23 protein-coding genes are annotated in these 22,169 nt (G+C 65.7%); 8 read left to right on the top strand and 15 right to left on the bottom strand.

Features of this window, described 5'->3' with window-relative positions; genetic code table 11:
• Window positions 1-8: 8 nt before the first annotated feature.
• Complete coding sequence (locus ACS13N_RS04850; RefSeq protein WP_438930639.1) at window positions 9-407, bottom strand: hypothetical protein; 399 nt, start codon at window positions 405-407, stop codon at window positions 9-11.
• A 366-nt stretch (window positions 408-773) separates the two neighbouring features.
• Here ACS13N_RS04850 and ACS13N_RS04845 point away from each other — a divergent pair, with 366 nt between their 5' ends.
• The 5 genes from ACS13N_RS04845 (at window position 774) to ACS13N_RS04825 (ending at window position 8,162) form a co-directional block, all read left to right on the top strand.
• Entirely contained in the window at window positions 774-2,069 is a 1,296-nt protein-coding gene (locus ACS13N_RS04845; RefSeq protein WP_438930638.1) for a UbiH/UbiF family hydroxylase, read from the top strand.
• A 48-nt stretch (window positions 2,070-2,117) separates the two neighbouring features.
• Complete coding sequence (locus tag ACS13N_RS04840) at window positions 2,118-2,873, top strand: DsbC family protein (RefSeq protein WP_438930637.1); 756 nt, start codon at window positions 2,118-2,120, stop codon at window positions 2,871-2,873.
• Between the two features lie 85 nt (window positions 2,874-2,958).
• Complete coding sequence (acuI, locus tag ACS13N_RS04835) at window positions 2,959-3,975, top strand: acrylyl-CoA reductase (NADPH) (RefSeq protein ID WP_438930636.1); 1,017 nt, start codon at window positions 2,959-2,961, stop codon at window positions 3,973-3,975.
• Between the two features lie 68 nt (window positions 3,976-4,043).
• On the top strand, window positions 4,044-5,933 hold the full coding sequence (locus ACS13N_RS04830; protein ID WP_438932791.1) for a M61 family metallopeptidase: 1,890 nt from the start codon (window positions 4,044-4,046) through the stop codon (window positions 5,931-5,933).
• Between the two features lie 12 nt (window positions 5,934-5,945).
• The gene (locus tag ACS13N_RS04825) at window positions 5,946-8,162 is read left to right on the top strand and encodes an FUSC family protein (protein WP_438930635.1); all 2,217 of its coding nucleotides are present in this window, start codon (window positions 5,946-5,948) and stop codon (window positions 8,160-8,162) included.
• Between the two features lie 107 nt (window positions 8,163-8,269).
• On the opposite strand, the gene ACS13N_RS04820 is transcribed toward ACS13N_RS04825, so the two are convergent.
• The 10 genes from ACS13N_RS04820 to rpe form a co-directional block, all read right to left on the bottom strand.
• Window positions 8,270-8,728: a hypothetical protein gene (locus ACS13N_RS04820; protein WP_438930634.1), complete on the bottom strand. Its 459-nt coding sequence runs from the start codon at window positions 8,726-8,728 to the stop codon at window positions 8,270-8,272.
• A gap of 30 nt (window positions 8,729-8,758) precedes the next feature.
• The gene (locus ACS13N_RS04815) at window positions 8,759-9,550 is read right to left on the bottom strand and encodes a uracil-DNA glycosylase (protein ID WP_438930633.1); all 792 of its coding nucleotides are present in this window, start codon (window positions 9,548-9,550) and stop codon (window positions 8,759-8,761) included.
• Complete coding sequence (locus tag ACS13N_RS04810) at window positions 9,547-10,206, bottom strand: CYTH domain-containing protein (RefSeq protein WP_438930632.1); 660 nt, start codon at window positions 10,204-10,206, stop codon at window positions 9,547-9,549. The genes ACS13N_RS04815 and ACS13N_RS04810 overlap by 4 nt, the downstream gene beginning before the upstream one ends.
• A gap of 3 nt (window positions 10,207-10,209) precedes the next feature.
• The gene (gene trpC / locus ACS13N_RS04805) at window positions 10,210-11,013 is read right to left on the bottom strand and encodes an indole-3-glycerol phosphate synthase TrpC (protein ID WP_438930631.1); all 804 of its coding nucleotides are present in this window, start codon (window positions 11,011-11,013) and stop codon (window positions 10,210-10,212) included.
• Window position 11,014: 1 nt separating this feature from the next.
• A complete protein-coding gene (trpD, locus tag ACS13N_RS04800) occupies window positions 11,015-12,052 on the bottom strand; it encodes an anthranilate phosphoribosyltransferase (protein ID WP_438930630.1) in 1,038 nt (345 codons plus the stop codon).
• A 13-nt stretch (window positions 12,053-12,065) separates the two neighbouring features.
• Window positions 12,066-12,497, bottom strand: a complete 432-nt coding sequence (locus ACS13N_RS04795; RefSeq protein ID WP_438930629.1) for a lysozyme inhibitor LprI family protein — start codon at window positions 12,495-12,497, stop codon at window positions 12,066-12,068.
• Window positions 12,497-13,066: an aminodeoxychorismate/anthranilate synthase component II gene (locus ACS13N_RS04790; RefSeq protein WP_169340233.1), complete on the bottom strand. Its 570-nt coding sequence runs from the start codon at window positions 13,064-13,066 to the stop codon at window positions 12,497-12,499. Before ACS13N_RS04790 ends, ACS13N_RS04795 begins: the two co-directional genes overlap by 1 nt.
• A 17-nt stretch (window positions 13,067-13,083) precedes the next feature.
• Window positions 13,084-14,616: an anthranilate synthase component I gene (trpE, locus tag ACS13N_RS04785; RefSeq protein ID WP_438930628.1), complete on the bottom strand. Its 1,533-nt coding sequence runs from the start codon at window positions 14,614-14,616 to the stop codon at window positions 13,084-13,086.
• Window positions 14,617-15,010: 394 nt separating this feature from the next.
• The gene (locus ACS13N_RS04780; protein ID WP_438930627.1) at window positions 15,011-15,739 is read right to left on the bottom strand and encodes a phosphoglycolate phosphatase; all 729 of its coding nucleotides are present in this window, start codon (window positions 15,737-15,739) and stop codon (window positions 15,011-15,013) included.
• On the bottom strand, window positions 15,739-16,464 hold the full coding sequence (gene rpe / locus ACS13N_RS04775; protein WP_438930626.1) for a ribulose-phosphate 3-epimerase: 726 nt from the start codon (window positions 16,462-16,464) through the stop codon (window positions 15,739-15,741). Before rpe ends, ACS13N_RS04780 begins: the two co-directional genes overlap by 1 nt.
• Window positions 16,465-16,618: 154 nt before the next feature.
• Between rpe and apaG the strand changes: the two genes are divergently transcribed.
• Window positions 16,619-16,993, top strand: a complete 375-nt coding sequence (apaG, locus tag ACS13N_RS04770) for a Co2+/Mg2+ efflux protein ApaG (protein ID WP_438930625.1) — start codon at window positions 16,619-16,621, stop codon at window positions 16,991-16,993.
• 7 nt (window positions 16,994-17,000) lie between these two features.
• Here the strand turns inward: apaG and ACS13N_RS04765 are convergent, their stop codons facing one another.
• Window positions 17,001-17,234 carry a hypothetical protein gene (locus tag ACS13N_RS04765; RefSeq protein WP_438930624.1) on the bottom strand — a complete coding sequence of 78 codons (234 nt, stop codon included), beginning with the start codon at window positions 17,232-17,234 and terminating at the stop codon, window positions 17,001-17,003.
• 74 nt (window positions 17,235-17,308) lie between these two features.
• Here ACS13N_RS04765 and mltA point away from each other — a divergent pair, with 74 nt between their 5' ends.
• Window positions 17,309-18,451, top strand: a complete 1,143-nt coding sequence (mltA, locus tag ACS13N_RS04760; protein ID WP_438930623.1) for a murein transglycosylase A — start codon at window positions 17,309-17,311, stop codon at window positions 18,449-18,451.
• Window positions 18,452-18,460: 9 nt separating this feature from the next.
• Here the strand turns inward: mltA and paaK are convergent, their stop codons facing one another.
• The 3 genes from paaK to paaG form a co-directional block, all read right to left on the bottom strand.
• Window positions 18,461-19,765 (bottom strand): phenylacetate--CoA ligase PaaK, encoded by a 1,305-nt coding sequence (gene paaK, locus ACS13N_RS04755; RefSeq protein ID WP_438930622.1) that lies wholly within the window; start codon window positions 19,763-19,765, stop codon window positions 18,461-18,463.
• Window positions 19,766-19,842: 77 nt separating this feature from the next.
• A complete protein-coding gene (gene paaI, locus ACS13N_RS04750) occupies window positions 19,843-20,247 on the bottom strand; it encodes a hydroxyphenylacetyl-CoA thioesterase PaaI (RefSeq protein WP_438932790.1) in 405 nt (134 codons plus the stop codon).
• A 68-nt stretch (window positions 20,248-20,315) separates the two neighbouring features.
• Entirely contained in the window at window positions 20,316-21,104 is a 789-nt protein-coding gene (gene paaG / locus ACS13N_RS04745) for a 2-(1,2-epoxy-1,2-dihydrophenyl)acetyl-CoA isomerase PaaG (protein WP_438930621.1), read from the bottom strand.
• A gap of 116 nt (window positions 21,105-21,220) precedes the next feature.
• Here paaG and ACS13N_RS04740 point away from each other — a divergent pair, with 116 nt between their 5' ends.
• Window positions 21,221-21,997 carry an enoyl-CoA hydratase gene (locus ACS13N_RS04740; RefSeq protein ID WP_438930620.1) on the top strand — a complete coding sequence of 259 codons (777 nt, stop codon included), beginning with the start codon at window positions 21,221-21,223 and terminating at the stop codon, window positions 21,995-21,997.
• The last annotated feature ends 172 nt before the right edge of the window (window positions 21,998-22,169 follow it).

The following is a 22,169-nucleotide window of genomic DNA, read 5'->3' as shown; positions in this document are numbered from 1 at the left end:
CATTCCTCTTAATCCTGCGTGCGGATCGTTACGCTGTAGGGCTGGCTCGCGTTGACGGTCAGGTTTTCCAGGTGGACGTAACCGGCACGCTGCGCAGGCACGCCGTTCCACAGCGCCTGGTTCAGGTAGCGGAAGTCCTGCGCCAGTGCGGCAACCTGGATCGTCGCCGGACGCTTTTGCGCGGCGGCCAGCGCACCGGCCTTGGTCAGCACAGCGGTCAGTTGCGGGTCATGCGCGCCCAGCGCATCGGGCGGGATGGTGAAGCTCATGACCTCACCTGCCGATGCGGTGCGGGCGTTGGGCGCGGCCGTCGTCTGCGTCTGCAGCTGTGCGCAGCCAACCAGCGCCAGCAATGCCGCGCCGGCAATCAGCCTGGGCAGCGGTGTCATATGGGAGAGAGTCCACATGGCGATCGGGAATCCATGGATCGGACCCGCACTCTATCGGCGGGTCGCGCACGTCAAAACGTCGAATTGCCCGGCTTTTATCGTCCATCCCAGGCGATGACTTGAGCGCTGTTTTTCAGGTGGGAATAGCATCACATTGCGGACTGACACGCATGCCAAGACGTGACCACTTTCGGGGTGAGGGGCGCACTTCAGGCGATCGGCAAATGCATCCCCCGTCGCAATCCTTGCAAGTGATTTAGGCGCACCTCAACGACTGCCTAGGCGTAAACACCGACCGGCCCCATTTCAGCGTTGGGTGCTTGCCGTGACACATTTGCGCGGCCGCAAAGTCGCGCCGGCCCTCGCCGCTATAATCGGCGCACCATGAATACACCCGCGTTTTCCTCTCCCAAGGCGGCTTCCAAGGAGGCACCGGCCTACCATCTGGCGGTGGTTGGCGGCGGTATCGTCGGGCGCGCGTGCGCGCTGCGGCTTGCGCAGATCGGCCTGCGTGTGGCGCTCGTTGCGCCGCCCGCGCCGTCGCCCGCGCCCACCGGGCCCGATGCCTGGGACGCACGCGTCTACGCGTTCTCGTCCAGTTCGCAAGCGTTGCTGGAACAGTTGCGCATCTGGCCCGCGCTCGACATGACGCGCGTGCAGCCGGTGCACGACATGCGCATCTTCGGCGACGATGCCGCCGCGCGTGGCGAGCACAGCCATCCCGACCTGCATTTCTCCGCCTACGCCGCCGGCGCGCCGCAACTGGCGTGGATTGCCGAGTCGTCGCTGGTCGAGCGCGCGCTGGAAACCGCGCTGCGTTTTGCCCACACCGTGCAGATCTTCCCGCACGCCGCCACCGGCTTCGAAATGGAAGCCGACGCTGTGCGCCTGACGCTGGCCGACGGGCAGGTGGTCCGCGCGGAATGCGTGATCGGCGCCGACGGCAAGCACTCGTGGGTGCGAGAGCAGGCCGGCATCCAGGCCGAAGCACGGCCGTACCGCCAACTGGGTGTGGTCGCCAACTTCCAGGCTGAGCACTGGCACCAGGACACCGCGTGGCAGTGGTTTCTCGGCACCTCCGCCGAGCAGGCCGCCGCAGCCGACGACGCCACGCCCGCACGCGGCGAGATCCTCGCGATGCTGCCGTTGCCTGATCGCCGCGTCTCGATGGTGTGGTCCGCCGATGAAGCGCACGCGCGTGAACTGCTGGCCCTGTCGCCCGATGCGCTGTGCCGTGCCGTGGAGGCCGCCGCAGGTGGCGCCATCGCCGCTCGCTTCGGGCGTCTATCGAACATCACCCCCGCGCAGGGCTTCCCGCTGATCCTGCAGCACGCCAGCCGGGCAGTCGCGCCACGCGTGGCGCTGGTGGGCGATGCGGCCCATGTGATCCATCCGCTGGCCGGGCAGGGCATGAACCTGGGTCTGCGCGATGTCGCAGAAATTGGCAAGGTGATGGCGGAACGTGAAACCATGCGCGATCATGGCGATCTGAGGTTGTTGCGCCGTTACGAGCGTGCCCGCCGCGAAGACCTGCTTTCGCTCACGGCCGCCACGGATGGCCTGCACAAGCTGTTCGCCCTGCCGGGCGCGCTGCCCCGCACGGTACGCAATGCGGGCATGCGCATGGTGGGCATGACGCCATTTATCAAACGCCTATTGATTAAGCACGCGCTGGGTTGAGGCACGATCAGCGCGAGTTTGCGATTTCTCGGGGTATCAGGAGCTTTTATGTCGTTTCGTATTCGGGTGGCGGCCATCGCCTCGGCGGTGACTGTGGCTGCCGTTGGCGCGGGTTACCTGCTGACGACAGGGACTGCAGGCGCCGCCGAGCCCGCACTGGACAAGGTCAAGGCCACCGTGCAGAAGGCCCTGGGCTCCAACGTGGAGATCAAGAGCGTTGCCAAGTCGCCGCTGGCCGGCCTGTACGAGATCAACCTCGGCAGCCAGGTCGTCTACACCGATGCCACCGGCCGCTACGTCCTGAACGGCGACCTGCTCGACACGCAGACCGCCACCAACCTCACGCAAGAGCGCCTGGCTGAGATCAATCGCATCAAGTGGTCCGACCTGCCGCTGGACCGCGCCGTGAAGTGGGTCAAGGGCAACGGTGCGCGCAAGATCGCCGTGTTCTCCGACCCGAACTGCCCGTACTGCCACAAGCTGGAGCAGATGCTGACGCAGGTCGACAACATCACCGTCTACACTTTCCTGTTCCCGATCCTGTCGGAAGACTCGAACACCAAGTCCAAGCAGATCTGGTGCTCGGCTGACCGGGCCAAGGCCTGGCGCGACTGGATGACCGCCAAGACCGCCCCGAGCGGCGCTGGCACCTGCGACACGCCGCTGGAAGCCAACCTGAAGCTCGGCCAGTCGCTCAACGTGACCGGCACGCCGGCCATCATCTTCCCGGACGGCTCGCGGGCCCCGGGGCTGATCGATGCGGCCACGCTGGAGCGCAAGTTCGCCGCGCTCAAGAAGTCGTAAGCCACCCCATGAAAGCGCCGGTTCTTCCGGCGCTTTTTCTTTGGGCGCTCACATCACAACAATCACAACACCATCGGAGACCTTCATGTCGTTTCGCGCGCTGATGCTGGAAAAGCAGGATGGCGGGCCGCTGGCCCACATCGTTGACCTGGATGACGCGGCATTGTCTACGCCCGAGGCGCTCGCCAACCACGTGACCGCGGGTGACGTGCTGATCCGTGTGGACTGGTCGACCATCAACTACAAGGACGGCCTGGCTATCACCGGTCGCGGCCCCGTCGTGCGCAAGTGGCCGATGGTGGCTGGCATTGACGGTGCGGGCGTGGTGCTCGATTCCTCGCACCCGGAGTGGAAGACGGGCGATGCCGTCATCCTCAACGGCTGGGGCGTCGGCGAAGCGCACTGGGGCTGCCTCGCGCAGCGCGCGCGCCTGTCGGGTGACTGGCTGGTCGCACTGCCGGCCGGGCTCGATGCGCGGCAGGCCATGGCGATCGGCACGGCGGGTTACACGGCGATGCTGTCGGTGCTGGCGCTGGAGCGTGCCGGCGTGAAACCGGGCGACGGCGAGGTGCTGGTGACGGGCGCGTCGGGCGGCGTGGGCTCGATCGCCATCGCGTTGCTGGGCAAGTTGGGCTACCGCGTGGTGGCCTCCACCGGCAAGACGAGCGAGGCCGACTTTCTGCAAGCGCTGGGCGCCACGGATGTGATCGACCGCGCGGAGCTGTCCGCACCCGGCAAGCCGCTGCAGAAGGAACGCTGGGCTGCGGTGGTCGATTCGGTGGGGTCGCACACGCTGGCCAATGCCTGCGCGCAGGTGCGCTACGGCGGCGTGATCACGGCCTGCGGATTGGCGCAGGGGATGGATTTCCCGGCGACGGTCGCCCCGTTCATCCTGCGCGGTGTGACGCTGTGCGGCATCGACAGCGTGATGGCACCGCGTGCGCTGCGCCAGACGGCATGGCAGCGCCTGGCCGCCGACTTGCTGCCCGATCGCCTGGCTGCCATCACCCGCGAGGTGACGCTCTCGGAGGCCATCGACGCGGCGCACGACATCATGGCCGGCAAGATGCGCGGGCGCGTGGTTGTGGACGTCAACCGTTAGGCTGACAGACCGGTTTCCGGACGATTTCGGCATCGGCAGCATGGGACGGCAACGCTACAATGTCCGCCATGAAGCCGATCCGCTACACCATCGCCCCCGCCGCGCCCGAGGCGCATGTTTTCACCGTCACCGTCACGGTCGATTCGCCAGATCCACAGGGGCAGCGTTTCTCGTTGCCGGCGTGGATTCCGGGCAGCTACATGATCCGGGAGTTCGCGCGCAACATCGTGCGCATCGAGGCGTCGTCGGGCCTATCGGGCGACAACAAGCCTGTACGCCTGACCAAGGTCGACAAGGACACGTGGTGGGCCACACCCTGCAGCGGGCCGCTGACGGTATCGTACGACGTCTACGCGTGGGATCTGTCGGTGCGGGCCGCGCACCTGGACGCCACGCACGGCTTCTTCAACGGCACATCGGTCTTCCTGCGTGTGGACGGTGCGGACGACCAGCGTTGCCTGATCGACATCCAACCGCCCGCAGGGGACGCCTACCGTGGCTGGCGCGTCGCCACCGCGCTGCGTGAAGCCACCGGCCGCATCCAGGGCAAGGCTGGCGCCAAGCGCTACGGGTTCGGCTGGTACGAAGCCGCCAACTACGACGAGTTGATCGACCACCCGGTCGAGATGGGCACCTTCGCACTGGTCTCGTTCGAGGCCTGCGGTGCGCAGCATGACGCCGTCTTCACCGGCCGTGTGCCGAACCTCGATCTGGAACGCATCGCCCGCGACTTCAAGCGCATCTGCGAAGCGCAGATTCGCCTGTTCGAGCCGCAGACGGCCACAGCGCCGTTCCTTGACAGCAACCGCCGCTACGTCTTCATGACGATGGTGACGACCGACGGCTACGGCGGTCTGGAGCACCGTGCCAGTACCGCACTGATGTGCGCACGCGGTGATTTGCCCGTGACCGGCCGCGATGAGACCACCGAGGGCTACCGCACTTTCCTCGGCCTCGTCAGCCATGAGTATTTCCACACATGGAACGTCAAGCGCATCAAGCCGGCCACGTTCGTGCCGTACGCGCTCGACCGCGAAGTGCACACGCCGCTGCTGTGGCTGTTCGAAGGCTTCACCAGTTACTACGACGATCTGATGCTGGTGCGCTCGGGCCTGATCTCCGAGGCGCAGTACCTGGAGATGGTTGCCAAGACGTGGAACGGCGTGCTGCGCGGCAGCGGCCGCCTGAAGCAGAGCGTGGCGGAAAGCTCGTTCGACGCCTGGACCAAGTACTACCGCCAGGATGAGAACGCCCCCAACGCCATCGTCAGCTACTACACCAAGGGTTCGCTCGTGGCGCTGGCGCTGGACCTGACGATCCGCACACAGACCGACGGCGAACGTTCGCTCGACGACGTGATGCGCGCCCTGTGGGTCACCTACGGCCGCGACTTCTACGCCGATGGCCACACGCAGCGCGGCGTGACCGAAGCCGGGCTGACTGCCTTGATGGAAGAGGTCACCGGCCTGCGCCTGCGCACGCTGGTGCGCCAGTTGACCGACGGGCGTGATGATCCGCCGCTGCCGGCGCTGTTCAAGGCGATGGGCGTGAGCGCGACGCGCAAGGCCGCCGAAACGGCGCTCGCGCTGGGCGTCAAGTCGGGTACCGAGAACGGTTTCGTCAAGCTGCAGCAGGTGCTCGACGGCAGCCCGGCGCAGCGTGCTGGTCTGTCTGCCGGTGACCTGATCGTGGCGGTGGATGGCCTGCGCGTGCCGGCCGGCCAGCTCGACAAGACCATGGCCCGCCATCGCGCTGGCGATACGGTGTCCGTGCACGTGTTCCGCCGTGACGAGCTGATGGCGTTGGACGTGACGCTCGCCACCGACGCCACGCCGCAGTTCACGCTGGCGCTGGCGTCCGACCCGTCGCCGCTGCGCTCGGCATGGCTGGGCAAGCGCGCCGCCGGCCGCAAGGTTGTGCGCGATGCGCGCACCGCACGCGGCAAGTCGGCCGCCTGATCCGCGCAGCCGATGGACTACGCCCACGATCCACGCACCTTCCTCTACAGCCACTACGTATCGCGCGGCATCCGCACCGCCACCGGGGTGATCGGCCTGACGCTGCTCGCGCTGCTGGTGATGGATCTGCAGGGCGCGATGGTGGTGTCGATCGGTGCGCTGTGCACCAGCCTGATGGACTTGCCCAGCCCGCTGCGGCACAAGTTCAACGAGATGATGGCGTGCGTGCTGCTGACCACGGCCGTCACCTTCCTCGTGGCCGTGGCCACGCCCTACGCGGTTCTGCCGGTGGTGATCGTGCTGGTGACCTTCCTGGCCGGCATGATGGTGGCGTATGGCAACAAGACGATGCCGCTGCAGTTTGCGGCGCTGTTCGTCATGACGCTCACCTTTACCGAGGAGTTCGCCTTTCGCGAAGCGGTGGAGCACACCGTGCAGTTCTTCCTCGGCGCCATGGGCTACATGGCCTTTGCGATGGCGGTGGCGTGGGGCCAGCGGCGCCGCATCAAGGAGCAGGTGCTGGCCGAGTGCCTGTATGAGCTGGCCGTCTACGTGGAGCGCAAGGCCGGCTTCTACGACGCGTCGCAGGATTTCGACGATCAGTTCAACGCGCTCGTGCGCCAGCAGATTTCCGTAGCCGACAAGCAGCAGGTGGCGCGCGACTTCGTCTTCCGCGACAACCGCACGGCCAGCGACGGGCGCCTCGTGCAGATTCACATGCGGATGCTCGACATCTACGAGTACCTGCTGTCGTCCAACACCGACTACCCGCTGCTGCGCCAATGGCTGGCCGACGCCGAGATCCTGCGCCTGCTGCACGGGATCATCGAGCGCCTGCGCCAAGACATCGAAAGCGTCGCCTACGCCGTGGGTCGCGACCGTCCGTCCCCCACGCCGATGTCGTACGAGCAGGAGATGGCCGCCATCGACGCCGCGTTCGAAGAGGTGCAGCACGGTCACCACGGGATTCCGATCGAGGCCATCGCCGCGCTGGAAGAGTCGATTGCCACCGTGCGCGGCGCGATCCGCCTGATGGCGCAGCTGCACGCCGCCACGGCCACGCCGGTGGAGTTGTCCAAGGTGCTGCTGCGCCCGGACATGACCCCGTTCCTGACGCGCCAGAAGTACGAGCTGCGGCTGGTGCTGGAAGAGCTGACGTGGCGCTCGCCGGTGCTGCGCTTTGCGCTGCGCATTTCGATGGCGGTGGCCGCCGGGCTGTGGATTGCTGACCACCTGCCGTACACGTCGCACGGCTACTGGGTCTTGCTGACCATCGTCGTGATCCTCAAGCCGACGTTCAGCATGACGCGCCAGCGCAATTTCGATCGGGTGCTCGGCACGCTCATCGGCTGCGTGATTGCGGCGGTGATTCTGCGGTTCACGCATTCGACGTGGATCCTGATGGGCGTGCTGTACCTGTCCACCGCCGCCAGCGCCGCGTTTGTCACCATCAAGTACCGCTACACGGCCATTGCCGCGTGCGTGCAGGTGCTGATCCAGATCAACCTGCTGCTGCCCGGCAGCAAGGGCGCCATCGGTGAACGGCTGGTCGATACGCTGATCGGCGCGGCCATCGCCACCGCCTTCAGCTACGTGCTGCCCGCCTGGGAATACCGCAACCTGCCCAAGCTGGTGGATGACGTACTGCGCACCAACCGGCGCTTCATCGAAGCCGCGCGCGACCTGCTGCTCGGCACGCTCAAAGACGACTTCGCCTATCGTGTGCAGCGCAAGCAGTACATGGAATCGCTGACCGGCTTGATCTCCGCTTTCGCGCGGATGCTCGATGAGCCCAAGAGCCGCCACCGTGCTGTGGATAACCTGAACCGCTTCATCGTGCAGAACTACCTGGTGGCTGCGCACGTGGCGGCAGTGCGCATCCTGGTGCGCCAGCGCGCGCAGGAGCTGGACGAGGCCGAGACACGCGCCCTGGTCGAGCAGACCGTCGAATCCGCGCTGGAAAGCCTGACGCGCGCCAAGGAGCGCTTCGATCAGGCCGTGCACGAGGGTGGCTGGGGTGTGCGCCCACGTGATACGCAGGAGTTGGGCGCAGCCGATTTCGCCGACCAGTCCGCGCGCTCGCGCATGGTCGATGCGGCGACGGAATCGGATTCGCTGTCCGCCATGCACTTGCTGGAGCGGCGCTTGCAGGCGCTGCGGGCAGATACGGCGAAGATTGCGCTGCGGTGTGGGGCGCTGGGGCGGGCGTTGCGGGTGTCGCGGGATTGAGGGGGCTGCCTATTGCGGTGCTGATGGCTGAGCGTGGTACCGCACAAGGCTCAGCTTTTTCGCTTCCATCGGTTGCAGCGTTGAGCGTCGCGCCGCCCGCGAGCCCGTCACGCTGACGCCAGCGCGAATTGGAGCTCCACCCGGTTGCCAGCAGCTTGCGGACCTTGCCAGCAGTGATAGACCTCGCGACTGTCGCCGGAAAGGCGGCGGTTCTGCGCCGCCGCTTCCTGCAGCAATGTCGCATAGCCGCCAAAGAGCCCGTCAAGCGGCCCTTCGTAGAGGTGCGTTGCGCAGGTTGCACCCGCGAGTGTCTTCAACAGGTGGTCACCGTTGTAGCCCTCAGCTGACTGCACCGGCAGGCAGAACTCGATCTCGCATGGCGTGTCGCTGTCCTGCGGCAGGTTGCGATAGACGAACACCCATGGGCCATTGATGGTCATGCTGTGCGCGACGGCATCGGCTTCCATTGCCGGGCAAACCACGGACGCCTCTTTGCCGACTTCAGCGAGCGTGATGTGACGTCGTGCACTGAGTACCAGCCGTGGGGCAATCACCTTGATTTCCATCGCACCTCTCTTGTGTTGTCGAGTTGCTGCTTAGTTCGCCTGCGGTTTGAGCCAATCAACCGTCGGCTGGCTCTGCGCCACCAGCCATGCATTGGCCGCCTTGAAATGCCCGCACCCCAAGAACCCGCGATGCGCCGACAGCGGCGACGGGTGCGGCGCCTCCAGCACCAGATGCCCCTCCGGCAGCAGCGCGCGCTTGGCCTGCGCATGGCTGCCCCACAGCATGAACACGCGCTTGTGGCCGACACGCGCCAGATGCTCCAGCAGGCAATCGGTGATGCGTTCCCAGCCGCGCTTGGCATGGCTCGCTGCTTGGCCTTGTTCGACGGTGAGCACGGTGTTGAGCAGCAGCACACCTTGCTGCGACCAGCCCTCCAGATTGCCTGAAGCGCTCGGCAGCTTCTGACCGAATTCGGCTTCGATTTCCTTGTAGATATTGCGCAGGCTCGGCGGCACGCGCACGCCGGCCGGCACGGAGAACGCCAGCCCATGCGCCTGCGGAATCTCGCGGCCATCCACGGTGCCCGTGCCGTGATACGGGTCCTGGCCGAGGATGACGACGCGCACATCGTCGACTGACGTCAGATGCAGCGCGCGGAAGACGTCCGTCGGGAAGATCGGCTTGCCCGCCGCGCGTTCACCATCGACGAAAGCGCACAGTGCAGGCCAATTGGTCTGCGCGATGCAGGGCGTGAGGAGGGTCTTCCAGTCCGCAGGCAGTGCGTCGAACTGCTTGGCCAGCGGGATGAAATCGCTGGCGGGTGCTTTAGCGGCAGGCTCGTCGAAGAGTGCGCTTTGGGCGGGATCGGCTCGGCGTTTCATGCGTGATCTCCGGTAGCCTTCGCGCGCAACTGGTAGCCGCGTTGCGCCTTGCTGATGTCGAGCGGCGCGAGGCCGGTCACAGCGGCACGCAGCGTTTGCGTCCAGGCGTGCAGGCGTTCGGCAATCGCGTCTTCACCTAGTGTGCTGCCGGCGGCCGGCTTCCACTCAAGCTCCAACTCATCGATCGGCTCGCGTGCATCGGTGCCGGGGATGAGGATGACGCCGGCATCCAGCGCGATCTCGATCTCGCCGCCGTCCGCTGCCACGTGCCAGAGGCGACGCGTGAAATCGGTGCGGAACAGCGGCGCGAGGTGATCGGCGTGCGGGCGCACATAGTCCGCAGCTTCGGCGGCGTTGTGGGCGACGAAGGCGTCGACGGAGAGCGCGTCGCTTTGCAGCGGCACTTCCCATTCGTGGCGTGCGCTCAACCCGGCCGTACTCACTGCTGCGGTCTTGAGCGTCTGCAGCCATTGGCTGCCATGACGACGCACGCGCAGCGCGGAGCGGTTGCGCGCCAGCGACTGATCAGGCGTGTCGTAGTAGACGTTGGCCAGTTCCACCGAGCCAGCCGCTTGCGCATGCACATCCAGCCAACCGACCAGCGCATCGTGCGCACCGGCCGGCACGGCCAGCTTCAATTCAATCTCGCGGGCCATCGATCAGGCAAACAGGCGGGCCAGTTCGGCGCCAGGGTCGTCGGCGCGCATGAAGGCTTCGCCGACGAGGAAGGCGTTGACGGCGGCCGCGCGCATCTTGCGCACGTCGTCTTGCACGAGGATGCCCGATTCGGTCACGACGATGCGGTCGTCCGGCATGTGCTTGAGCAGCCCTATCGTGGTGTCGAGCGAGGTTTCGAACGTGCGCAGGTTGCGGTTGTTCACGCCGACCAGCGGCGTTTGCAGGCGCAGCGCGCGGTCGAGTTCGTGGCCGTCGTGCACTTCCACCAGCACGTCCAGGCCGAGTTCGAGCGCGCAGGCTTCGAGTTCGACCATCAGCCCCTGGTCCAGCGCGGCGACGATCAGCAGGATGCAGTCCGCGCCCCACGAGCGCGCTTCGTACACCTGGTACAGGTCGACCATGAAGTCCTTGCGCAGCACAGGCAATGCGCAGGCGGCGCGGGCTTCGCGCAGGTAATCGGCGTGGCCCTGGAAGAACTGCTCGTCGGTCAGGACGGACAGGCACGCGGCACCGTGCTCGGCATAGCTGCGGGCGATGTCGGCGGGCTTGAAGTCCGGGCGCAGCACCCCCTTGGACGGCGAGGCCTTCTTCACCTCGGCGATGACGGCGGCGTGGCCGGCGGCGATCTTGTCGCGCACGGCCTTGGCAAAGCCACGGGGCCCGAAGGTGCTGTCGGTGCGGTTAGCTTCAGCCTCGGCGCGCACGCTGGCGAGGTCGCGGTGCTTGCGTGCGGCGGCCACTTCTTCGGCCTTCACGGCCAGGATTTTTTGCAGGATGTCGGACATGTCAGGCCTTGAACTTATTGGTCACGCGCACGAGTTCGTCGAGCTTGGCGCGCGCCGCGCCGGAAGCGATGGCCTCGCGCGCCAGCTTCATGCCGTCCTCAATGGAGCCGGCGATGTTGGCTGCATACAGCGCCGCGCCCGCGTTGAGCGAGACGATCTCGCGCGGCGTGCCTGGCTTGTTTTCCAGCGCATCGATCAGCATAGCCTTGGATTCTTCCGCGTCGGCCACTTTCAGGCTGCGGTTGGAGACCATCTGCATGCCGAAGTCTTCCGGGTGGATTTCATACTCGGTCACCACGCCGTCCTTCAGTTCGCCGACCAGCGTGGCGGCGCCAAGCGACACCTCGTCCATACCATCCTTGCCGTAGACCACCACGGCGTGCTTGGCGCCCAGGCGCTGCATCACGCGCACCTGAATGCCGACCAGGTCCGGGTGGAACACGCCCATCAGGATGTTCGGTGCGCCCGCCGGGTTGGTGAGCGGCCCGAGGATGTTGAAGATCGTGCGCACGCCCAGCTCCTTGCGGATCGGGGCGACGTTCTTCATGGCGGGGTGGTGATTGGGCGCAAACATGAAGCCGATGCCCGCCGTCTCGATCGATTCGGCTACTTGCTCGGGCGTGAGCATGATGTTCACGCCCAGCGCTTCGAGCACATCGGCGCTGCCCGACTTGGAGCTGACGCCGCGTCCGCCGTGCTTGGCAATGCGTGCGCCGGCTGCAGCCGCCACGAACATCGACGCGGTGGAAATGTTGAACGTGTTGGCGCCGTCGCCACCCGTGCCGACGATGTCGACAAAGTGATTCGATACCTCTGCCGGCACCTCGACCTTGGTGGCGAACTCGCGCATGACGGTGGCAGCGGCGGCGATTTCGCCGATGGTCTCTTTCTTGACGCGCAGCCCCATGGTGATAGCGGCGGCCATGACGGGCGACATCTCGCCACGCATGATCAGCCGCATCAGGTGCAGCATTTCGTCATGGAAGATCTCGCGGTGTTCGATACAGCGGGTGAGCGCTTCTTGCGGAGAAATGGTCATGGTGGTTCCGTATTCAGTTGGGCGCCGCAGGTGCTGCCGCCGGGGTTGCCGGTGCTGCAGCCTCACGTAGGGCGCCGATGCGCTCACGCGAGAGATCGGCGTCGCAAGCAGCCTCGGCCAGATCGGCGTTGGGCGTGTTGCGAGCCAGGCGGCGTTGCAGGTCGCATTCGGCCTGCCGATAGAGTTGGTGTGCGCGTACGGTGCGGTCGAAGGCCATGGCGGCGCCCCGGTCCGTGCCGGTGTTGGCGGCGATGCGGGCGCGCAGTGCAGTGCGACGTGTCGATTCCGCGTTGGCCAGCTCGGCCTGCGCCGCCTTGCGTGCGGCCTGCACGCATTGGGTGACATTGCTGGCCTGGGCGGCGCGGCAGGCGTCCAGCGTACCGGCCATCGCCGGCAGGCTTGCCATTGCCACTGTCGCCAGCGCAACCGCGCACGCGCGGCGCATCAGACGCGTTCCTTCAGGAAGTTGCCGAGCAGCGCGTGGCCGTGTTCCGACAGGATCGATTCCGGGTGGAATTGCACACCTTCCACCGGCAGCGTCTTGTGGCGCACGCCCATGATTTCGCCGTCTTCCGTCCAGGCGGTCACTTCCAGGCAGTCGGGCAGCGTTTCGCGCTCGATGGCCAGCGAGTGATAGCGCGTCACCTTGAAGTGGCGCGGCAGGTTGGCGAACACGCCCACGCCGGTGTTCTCGATGGTGCTGACCTTGCCGTGCATTACCTTCTGCGCGCGGATCACACGGCCACCGAACGCATCGGCAATCGCCTGATGCCCCAGGCACACGCCCAGGATGGGCACGCGCCCCGCAAAGTGCTTGAGCGCGGGGACGAGGATGCCGGCTTCCGTCGGCGTGCACGGGCCCGGCGAGAGGCAGATGCGTTCCGGGTTCAGCTTCTCGATCTCTTCGATCGTAATTTCGTCGTTGCGGTGTGTGCGGACGTCCTGCCCCAGCTCGCCGAAATACTGGACGATGTTGTAGGTGAAGGAGTCGTAGTTATCGAGCATCAAAAGCATGGTGGTCTCCTTCCCTCTCAGAAATCGGCGTCGAGGCCGTCTTGCACTTGCTCGGCGGCACGCAGCACGGCGCGGGCCTTGTGTTCGGTTTCCCTCCATTCGGCATCCGGGTCCGAATCGGCGACAACGCCGGCGGCGGCCTGCACGTAGAGGTTGCCGTCCTTGATGATGCCGGTGCGGATGGCGATCGCCAGATCCATCTCGCCCGAGAACGAGAGATAGCCCACCGCGCCGCCGTAGATGCCGCGCTTGACGGGCTCCAGCTCGTCGATGATCTCCATCGCGCGCACCTTGGGCGCACCCGACAGCGTGCCGGCGGGGAAGGTCGCGCGCAGCACGTCCATGTTGGTCATGCCGGGCTTCAGGCGCCCCTCGACCGAGCTGACGATGTGCTGCACGTGCGAATACTTTTCGATGACCATCTGGTCGGTCACCTTCACCGAGCCGATCTCGGCGATGCGGCCGATGTCGTTGCGCGCCAAGTCGATCAGCATGACGTGCTCAGCGATTTCCTTCGGATCGTTGAGCAGCTCGGTGGCGAGTTCGGCGTCACGCTCGGGTGTGTTGCCGCGCGGGCGGGTGCCGGCCAGCGGGCGGATCGTGACGATGCGGGCGGATTCGTCGGCGCCGTTGCCGTTGTTTTCAGCAGTGGGCACACGACGTTCTTCTTGCCGCACCAGGATTTCCGGCGACGCCCCGACGATCTGCATGTCGCCGAAGTTGTAGAAGTACATGTACGGCGACGGGTTCAGCGAACGCAGCGCGCGGTACAGCGACAGCGGCGCATCGCGGAACGGCTTGACGATGCGCTGGCCGACCTGCACCTGCATCATGTCGCCGGCGGCGATGTACTCCTTGGCCTTGAGCACGGCGGTGATGTAATCCGCCTTGTCGAACTCACGGATGGAGTCCGTGCGGACCGACGCGGACGTCACCGGCACATCCACCGGCTGATGCAGCTTGGTGCGCAGCGCGCGCAGGCGCTGCTTGGCGCGCGAGTACGCCTCGGGCTTGGACGGATCGGCGTAGACAATCAGGTAGAGCTTGCCCGACAGGTTGTCGATCACGGCCAGCTCTTCGCACAGCATGAGCTGGATGTCGGGCAGTTGCAGGTCGTCGGACGGGGCGGTTTCGGCCAGGCGCGGCTCGATGAAGCGCACGGCGTCGTAGCCGAAGTAGCCGGCCAGGCCGCCGCAGAAGCGCGGCAGGCCCGGGCGCAGCGCCACTTTCTGGCGGCGCTCGAACGCGGCGATGAAATCCAGCGGGTTGCCGTCGTGGGTCTCGACGACCTTGCCGTCGGTCACGACTTCCGTGTGGTTGCCGTGCACGCGCAGCAGCGTGTGCGCGTGCAGGCCGATGAAGGAGTAACGCCCGAAACGCTCGCCGCCCACCACCGATTCCAGCAGGAAGGTGTTCGTGCCACGGTCATGCGATTGCGCCAGCTTCAGGTACAGCGAGAGCGGCGTCTCCAGGTCGGCCAGCGCCTCGGCAATCAGCGGGATGCGGTTGTAGCCCTGGTCGGCCAGCGATTTGAATTCGAGTTCGGTCATGAGCGGTCAGGTCGATTCGCCGAGCGGGCGGCATTGAGCCCACCGGCATGCGTTCGCTCCACGGCAAACGCGATTGTGCCGTCGGAACGTTAGCAGAACATCAGGGATGGGAACGCGCGAAAGTCGTAAAAGCGACCGTGCGATCCCGCAAGGGCCGTCCGAAAGCGCATAACGAAGCCAACGGAAGACCGGCGGGCGGTCAGCGTTTGGGGCGGGAGATATAGCGGTGGTTTGGGCGGCGCGTTTGTGACGCGCCAGAGTGCCAAAACCGAGGGAGAACGATCAACAGCCGTGCAAACGCTTACGCCCGAGCGAGGGCGTGCCAGGGTCGCCAGGGCCAGGCCCCCCGGTCACCACGAGCGAAGATGCGTTTGCGATTCAGGAACATGGATCGTCAGTTGGAAGCGGCAGATGTTGCGTTATGGGGCTCTGCAAAGGGCCGGATCCACTCGGCTGCCGCAAAAAGTGTGTCGACTATAGCATCGGCTCCCGCGTGCTGTATAGGCTGGCCGTGGTTGTAGCCATACGGCACCGCCAGCACGCGCATGCCGGCGGCGCGGGCCGCGCGCGCGTCGTTTTCTGAGTCACCAATCGCCACAACTTCGGCCGGATTCACGCCAAACGCCTCCGCCACACGCAGCATGGGGTACGGATCGGGCTTGCGGTAGGGGAAGGCGTCACCGGGGTAGACGAGGTCGAAAAACTCGGTCAAGCCAAGCTGCGCCAGGAGCGGTTGCGTGAAATCGTGTGGCTTGTTCGTCACGCACGCCAGGGCGAGGCCCATGTCGCGCAGCGCCGCCAGCCCCTCGCGCACACCGTCATAGACGTTCACATACTGGCCGTTGATGGCGATATAGGCGCGCTGGTAGGCGTCCAGCGCCTCGGCGAAGCGGCTGTTGGCCTGCGCGGGCGGCAAGCGTGCGTCGAGCACGCACCGCACGAGGTTCTCCGAGCCCTTGCCGACGTAGCTGACAACCTCGTCAATCGACATGTCCGGCGTGGCGCCGAGCGCTTCCAGCATCGCGTTGATGGCGGCGTGGAAGTCGCCCGCCGTGTCGACCATCGTCCCGTCCAGGTCGATGATGACGGCGCGGACCGGGCCGCTCGGCAAGGCAGTCGTCATCACGACAGGCTGGCCAGGGCTTGGCGCAGTGCGCCCACGGTGCCACGGTAGCCGCCGTCCGCGTCCGGCTTGCCGAACACGGCCGAACCGGCGACGAACGTATCCGCGCCTGCCTTGGCAATCTCGGCGATGTTGTCGGCCTTCACGCCGCCGTCGATTTCCAGCAGGATCTTGCGGCCGGTCTTCTCTTGGTACGCGTCCAGCTTCTGGCGCACCGCGCGCAGCTTGTTCAGCGCTTCCGGAATGAACGACTGGCCGCCAAAGCCCGGGTTGACCGACATGATCAGCACCATGTCCAGGCGATCCATCACGTGGTCGAGGTAGTGCAGCGGCGTGGCAGGGTTGAACACCAGGCCGGCCTTGCAGCCGTTGTCACGAATCAGCGCGAGCGAGCGGTCGATGTGCTCGGACGCCTCCGGGTGGAAGGTGATCAGATCGGCGCCCGCCTTGGCAAAGTCGGGAATGATCCGGTCGACCGGGCTCACCATCAGGTGCACGTCGATCGGCACCGGCTTGCCGTCCTTCTGGGCGTGCGGGCGGATGGCCTCGCACACCAGCGGGCCGACGGTCAGGTTCGGCACATAGTGGTTGTCCATCACATCGAAATGGATCCAGTCGGCGCCCGATTCGAGCACGCGGCGCACTTCTTCGCCCAGGCGGGCAAAGTCGGCGGACAGGATGGACGGGGCAATGCGGAAACCGGACGGATCGATGGCTGCGGACATGATGGGAGGCGGGTAAGGCGCGCGAACGGGCGCAAGTACGCAAAGAAGGTCGCCATTTTAGCCGGTTCAGCCGACTGACCGACGGACCCGGCGCGCGCCTTGCCGCTGCCACAGCCATGCCGCACAATGGGCGCCATTCTTATAGTGGATCGTCATGCCGAGCTACGAACTCACCGTCCAGGTCCGGGCGCGCTATCTGCCGGAGCAATCCGAGCCGGAACAGGGCAATTACGCTTTTGCCTACACCATCACCATCCGCAACACCGGCGACGTGCCGAGCCAGCTCATCTCGCGCCACTGGGTGATCACGGATGCCGACGATCAGGCACAGGAGGTCAGCGGTCTAGGTGTGGTTGGCCACCAGCCGCTGCTGCCGCCGGGCGAATCCTTCGAATACACGAGTTGGGCGACCATCAATACGCCCGTGGGCACGATGCGCGGCGAATACTTCTGCGTGGCCGAAGACGGTCACCGCTTCGAGGCGCCGATCCCCGAATTTGCGCTGGTGATGCCGCGCATGCTGCACTGATCAGCGATCAGGAAGCATCGGGCTTGGCCGGCTGCGAATCTTTGGGCGCGGCGTTGGTCGATTCTGAGGCTTTGGCCGCGTCGCCTTGGCGCGACGGGTGATCGGGCGGTGCGCGCAGCGGGCGCGGGTGCTTCTTGGCGCCCGACATGGTCCAGATCACGATGAAGATCAGCAGGAACAGCGCCACGCCGGCCTCCAGGCCGAACAGCATCATCGGATGGTTTTCAAAGAATTGGCTCATGGTCGACGGCGGGAAGCTCGGGTGCGAGGCATTGTAGCCAAGCCCGGGACCTCTCCGGACAGGATGGAACACGCATGACAGCAGCAACCTTGGACGCATTGACACCAGCGCGCAACGCTTTGCCCTGCCGATGGGGCGGGCTGGCGGCAGCGCTGGTCGCCGCATTGCTGGCAGCGTGCACGAGCGGGCCGCCGCCGCGCGTCGAAACGTCGCAACCGCCTACGGCAACGCTGGGCGGGCATCTGGCCCCGGCCGCCTGGGCTGATGTGACGGGCTGGACCGCCGATGATCTCGCCTCCGCCTGGCCCGCGCTGCAATCGAACTGCCAGGCCATGAAGCGCCGCACCGATTGGTCGCGCGTGTGCTCCGCCGGCCTGATGATCGATGCCGGTGACCCGATCGCCATGCGCGTCTTCTTTGAAGACAACTTCACGCCGTACCGCGTCGTTAAAGACGACGGCACCGACAGCGGCCTGATCACCGGTTACTACGAACCGCTGCTGCGCGGCTCCCGCACCCGCCACGGTATCTATCAGACGCCGCTGTACCGCATGCCCGCCGCGTGGCGCGGCAAGACGCTGCCGGCGCGCGCACAGTTGATCCACAGCCCGACACTGCAAGGCCAAGAAGTCGTCTGGGTGGATGACCCGGTCGAAGCGGCCTTCCTGCAGATCCAGGGTTCGGGCCAGGTCCAGTTGGAAGAGGGCGGCATCATGCGCTTGGGCGTGGGCGGCACGAATAACCAGCCGTTCCGCTCGTTCGCGCGCTGGCTGCTCGACTCGGGTGAAATCACCCCCGCGCAGGCAACCATGCAGGGCATCAAGGCGTGGACACGCGCCAACCCGGGCCGCGTCGAAGAGATGCTCAACATCAACCCGCGCTACGTGTTCTTTGCGGAAACGCCCGGCAACACCGCGGGCCCCATCGGCAAGCTGGGCGTGCCGCTCACGGACGAGCGCTCGATTGCGGTGGACCCGACCTACATTCCGCTCGGCTCCCCGGTGTTCCTGTCGACGACCAAGCCGCTGTCGAGTGATCCGATCCAGAAGCTGGTGTTCGCGCAGGATGTGGGCTCGGCCATTCGCGGTGCCGTGCGCGCCGACTATTACTTCGGCCACGGTGACGCCGCTGGCGACCTGGCAGGCCGAATGAAGCAGGCCGGCCGCCTGTGGGTGTTGGTGCCGAAGGGCGGCAGCGTCGGCGTCGCCACCCGTTAATCGCGAGGATTAGCCGCGCCGCAAGTCCACCACGCGGCGCGCCTTGCCGACCGAGCGCTCGATGCCGCCGGTCGCCAGAATCTCGATCGTGGCCGTCACGCCGATCAACGACTTGATGTCGTGCGCCAGTTGGCTGCTGGCCGATTTGGCAACCTCTGCAGAGGCGCCCAGCGCAGCTTCCACTCGCACCGTCAACGTATCCAGCGGCCCTTCCTTGGCGAGCACGCACTGGTAGTGCGGTGATAGTGCTGGGTGCTTGAGGATCAACTCCTCGATCTGCGAAGGAAACACGTTCACGCCGCGCACGATCATCATGTCGTCGCAGCGGCCGGTGATCTTCTCCATGCGGCGGAAGCCCGGGCGCGCTGTGCCGGGCAGCAGGCGCGTCAGGTCGCGCGTGCGGTAGCGCACCACCGGCATTGCTTCCTTGGTCAGCGAGGTGAATACCAGTTCGCCGAATTCGCCGTCTGGTAGGACCTCTCCGGTGTTCGGGTCGATGATCTCGGGGTAGAAATGGTCTTCCCAGATGGTCGGACCGTCCTTGGTTTCAGCGCATTCGCTGGCGACGCCTGGGCCCATGACCTCCGAGAGGCCGTAGATGTCCACTGCGGAGAGCCCCATGCGCGCCTCGATGGCGGCACGCATTTCGGGCGTCCACGGCTCGGCGCCGAAGATGCCGATCTGCAGGCTCGATGCGGCCGGGTCCATCCCTTGTCGCTCAAACTCATCGGCAATCGCCAGCATGTAGCTGGGCGTCACCATGATGATCTGCGGCTGGAAATCACGGATGAGTTGCACCTGCCGCTCCGTCTGCCCGCCACCGAAGGGGATGGCCGTCAGCCCCGCGCGCTCGACGCCGTAGTGCGCACCCAGGCCACCGGTGAAAAGGCCATAGCCGTAGCTTACGTGGACCTTGTCGCCGCGCCGCGCTCCTGCAGCACGGATGGACCGTGCCACCAGCCCGGCCCAGGTATCAATGTCTGCCAGCGTGTAGCCGACCACGGTGGGTTTGCCGGTGGTGCCCGACGAGGCGTGGATGCGCGCAACGCGATCCTGCGGCACCGCGAACATGCCGAACGGGTAGTTGTCGCGCAGGTCGCTCTTCGTCGTGAACGGAAACTTCGCAAGGTCGGCCAGCGACTGCAGATCTGAAGGATGCACGCCCGCCGCGTCGAACTTGGTCCGATATGCCGGCACATTCTCGTACGCGTGGGTCAGGCTGTGCTTCAGCCGTTCAAGCTGCAACGCCTGGATGGCGTCATGGCTGGCAGTCTCGATTGGGTCGAGCGGCAGGTCGGTCGAGTGGGGGCGCATGCGGGTCTCCTCGGGGCGCCTTTGTATGGCGTCCTCTTGTGGCGCAATCAGGGGCTCTACTCTATATAGAGGGCGAACTAAGACTCTGGACTGTTGGGGTCAGGAATGACGTGGCCGCGAATCTGCGCAGACTTGCCGCGGAACATGGCAACCACCTCGCCATTTTGGTTCGACACGCGCACGTCGTACACGCCGTGCCGGCCGGACAGAACCTGCTCGGTCGCCTCGGCGGCCAGCACGTCGCCGCCGTGCGCGGGGCGTAGGAATTCGACGCTGCAGCCGGCCGCCACCGTGTTGTGGTTGTGGCTGTTGCAGGCAAACGCGAAGGCCGAATCGGCCAGCGTGAAGATCAGCCCGCCATGACACGTACGATGCCCGTTGAGGAATTCGGGCCGCACGGTCATCGACAGACGGGCGTAGCCGGGGGCGACCGCCTCCACGCGCATGCCTAGCCAGCGGGTGCAGGCATCGGCGTCAAACATGCTCTTGCAGGCAGCTTCGGCCAGCGCCTGCGCATCGTGGAGGATGGTTTCGGTCACGCTGGGCTTCCTTATTCGCCGGTGAAGTGCGCGGGGCGCTTATGGAGGAAGGCGTTCACGCCCTCTGCATAGTCGTGGGAGTTGCCCAGCTCGCGCTGCAGGTCGCGCTCCAGATCAAGCTGGGCATCAAGCGACTGCGTGGGCGCCGCATGCATGGCGCGCTTGATGGCAGCCAGCGCCCGCGTCGGCTGCTTGGACAGGTGATCGGCCATGGCCGACACCTCGGTCATCAGAATCTTGGCATCGTGATAGACGCCCCAGATCAATCCCCAGGACAGGGCGGTCTTGGCGTCGAGCTTCTCGCCCAGCATCGCCAGCCCCATTGCCCGCGCCACGCCAATGCGCTGAGGCAGGAACCACGTGCCGCCTGAATCCGGCAATAGCCCGATCTTCACAAACGCCTGCAGGAAACAGGCGCTCTCAGCCGCCATCACGATGTCGCACGCCAGTGCCAGGTTGGCGCCCGCACCAGCCGCCACGCCGTTCACCGCGGCAATCACTGGTAGGGGGAGGGCGCGCAGACGGCGCACCAGCGGGTTGAACTGCTCGTCAATAAGCTGGCCCAGATCGGTCATCTGCCCCGGCGTGAAACTGAGTTCGGCGAGATCCTGCCCCGCGCAGAAGCCGCGGCCCGCACCGGTCAGGATCAGCGCCCGTGCGTGCTGGCGCTCCACTTTGTCCAGCGCATCGCGCAACTCCCGGTGCATGCCAGCCGTGAAGCTGTTGAGCTGGTCGGGTCGGTTCAGCGTGATGGTGGCCACGTGATCGTGCCAGTCGAGCAGAATGGTCGGGCTTGTCATCTTGTCTCCTCCTCGGTCTTGAACCGACTCATGATCTTGCTGAGCGGGTTCACAGGTTGATTGATTAACCGACCGGTTGGTCGGCTAATATTACATGCATTCCAACTGGAGCTTCCATGTCCTACGAAAACATTCTGGTCGAAACACGCGGTCGTGTCGGCCTTGTTACGCTCAGCCGTCCCAAGGCACTCAACGCGCTCAATGATGCGCTTATGGATGAGCTGGGTGCCGCGCTGCTCGCCTTCGATGCGGACGCCGGCATCGGCGCCATCGTCATTACCGGCAGCGAGAAGGCGTTTGCGGCGGGCGCGGACATCGGCGCCATGGCCGACTACGACTTCGCCACCGTCTATAAGAACGAATACATCACGCGCAACTGGGAAACCATTCGCCGCATCCGCAAGCCGGTGATTGCTGCGGTGGCCGGCTACGCGCTGGGCGGCGGCTGCGAGCTGGCCATGATGTGCGACATCATCCTCGCGGCCGACACCGCCAAGTTCGGTCAGCCCGAAATCAAGCTCGGCACCATGCCCGGCGCCGGCGGCACGCAGCGCCTGCCGCGCGCTGTCTCCAAGGCCAAGGCCATGGACCTCTGTCTGACCGCCCGGATGATGGGCGCCGAAGAAGCCGAGCGCGCCGGCCTGGTCTCGCGCGTCATCCCCGCCGATAAGCTGCTCGACGAAGCCATCCAGGCTGCGCAGACCATCGCGGGCTTCTCCCTGCCCACGGTCATGATGATCAAGGAGTCGATCAACGCCGCCTACGAGACCTCGCTCGCCGAGGGAGTGCACCTAGAGCGGCGCTTGTTTCACTCGACATTCGCCACGGAAGACCAGAAAGAAGGCATGCGTGCCTTCGTCGAGAAGCGTTCTCCGGCGTTCAAGCACCAATAAGCACTGCTCGTCCGGGTGATCTAGGGAATACCCGAGTGTTAGCCTCGAGTATCCCGGGCGTCATTTTTGAGCCGTTTTAAACCCGCAATCCTAGGCGCAGCCTCGGCTGGTGAGCATTCTTCACGGTTGCGTCATCAGTTGGACACGAGAAAGGTGTTGCCAAGTGTGGGAA

The sequence above is a fragment of the Ralstonia sp. 24A2 genome (assembly GCF_051783885.1).
Lineage (GTDB): Bacteria > Pseudomonadota > Gammaproteobacteria > Burkholderiales > Burkholderiaceae > Ralstonia.
Note: the sequence above shows the minus strand (reverse complement) of the source record. Positions and strands in the feature narration are given on the sequence as shown.

What these genes read in the sequence shown, in the direction of transcription:
- ACS13N_RS04850 (WP_438930639.1), bottom strand. Translation starts at nt 407, where the DNA reads ATGTGGACTCTCTCCCATATGACACCGCTGCCCAGGCTGATTGCCGGC.
- ACS13N_RS04845 (WP_438930638.1), top strand. Translation starts at nt 774, where the DNA reads ATGAATACACCCGCGTTTTCCTCTCCCAAGGCGGCTTCCAAGGAGGCA.
- ACS13N_RS04840 (WP_438930637.1), top strand. Translation starts at nt 2,118, where the DNA reads ATGTCGTTTCGTATTCGGGTGGCGGCCATCGCCTCGGCGGTGACTGTG.
- acuI (WP_438930636.1), top strand. Translation starts at nt 2,959, where the DNA reads ATGTCGTTTCGCGCGCTGATGCTGGAAAAGCAGGATGGCGGGCCGCTG.
- ACS13N_RS04830 (WP_438932791.1), top strand. Translation starts at nt 4,044, where the DNA reads ATGAAGCCGATCCGCTACACCATCGCCCCCGCCGCGCCCGAGGCGCAT.
- ACS13N_RS04825 (WP_438930635.1), top strand. Translation starts at nt 5,946, where the DNA reads ATGGACTACGCCCACGATCCACGCACCTTCCTCTACAGCCACTACGTA.
- ACS13N_RS04820 (WP_438930634.1), bottom strand. Translation starts at nt 8,728, where the DNA reads ATGGAAATCAAGGTGATTGCCCCACGGCTGGTACTCAGTGCACGACGT.
- ACS13N_RS04815 (WP_438930633.1), bottom strand. Translation starts at nt 9,550, where the DNA reads ATGAAACGCCGAGCCGATCCCGCCCAAAGCGCACTCTTCGACGAGCCT.
- ACS13N_RS04810 (WP_438930632.1), bottom strand. Translation starts at nt 10,206, where the DNA reads ATGGCCCGCGAGATTGAATTGAAGCTGGCCGTGCCGGCCGGTGCGCAC.
- trpC (WP_438930631.1), bottom strand. Translation starts at nt 11,013, where the DNA reads ATGTCCGACATCCTGCAAAAAATCCTGGCCGTGAAGGCCGAAGAAGTG.
- trpD (WP_438930630.1), bottom strand. Translation starts at nt 12,052, where the DNA reads ATGACCATTTCTCCGCAAGAAGCGCTCACCCGCTGTATCGAACACCGC.
- ACS13N_RS04795 (WP_438930629.1), bottom strand. Translation starts at nt 12,497, where the DNA reads ATGCGCCGCGCGTGCGCGGTTGCGCTGGCGACAGTGGCAATGGCAAGC.
- ACS13N_RS04790 (WP_169340233.1), bottom strand. Translation starts at nt 13,066, where the DNA reads ATGCTTTTGATGCTCGATAACTACGACTCCTTCACCTACAACATCGTC.
- trpE (WP_438930628.1), bottom strand. Translation starts at nt 14,616, where the DNA reads ATGACCGAACTCGAATTCAAATCGCTGGCCGACCAGGGCTACAACCGC.
- ACS13N_RS04780 (WP_438930627.1), bottom strand. Translation starts at nt 15,739, where the DNA reads ATGACGACTGCCTTGCCGAGCGGCCCGGTCCGCGCCGTCATCATCGAC.
- rpe (WP_438930626.1), bottom strand. Translation starts at nt 16,464, where the DNA reads ATGTCCGCAGCCATCGATCCGTCCGGTTTCCGCATTGCCCCGTCCATC.
- apaG (WP_438930625.1), top strand. Translation starts at nt 16,619, where the DNA reads ATGCCGAGCTACGAACTCACCGTCCAGGTCCGGGCGCGCTATCTGCCG.
- ACS13N_RS04765 (WP_438930624.1), bottom strand. Translation starts at nt 17,234, where the DNA reads ATGAGCCAATTCTTTGAAAACCATCCGATGATGCTGTTCGGCCTGGAG.
- mltA (WP_438930623.1), top strand. Translation starts at nt 17,309, where the DNA reads ATGACAGCAGCAACCTTGGACGCATTGACACCAGCGCGCAACGCTTTG.
- paaK (WP_438930622.1), bottom strand. Translation starts at nt 19,765, where the DNA reads ATGCGCCCCCACTCGACCGACCTGCCGCTCGACCCAATCGAGACTGCC.
- paaI (WP_438932790.1), bottom strand. Translation starts at nt 20,247, where the DNA reads ATGTTTGACGCCGATGCCTGCACCCGCTGGCTAGGCATGCGCGTGGAG.
- paaG (WP_438930621.1), bottom strand. Translation starts at nt 21,104, where the DNA reads ATGACAAGCCCGACCATTCTGCTCGACTGGCACGATCACGTGGCCACC.
- ACS13N_RS04740 (WP_438930620.1), top strand. Translation starts at nt 21,221, where the DNA reads ATGTCCTACGAAAACATTCTGGTCGAAACACGCGGTCGTGTCGGCCTT.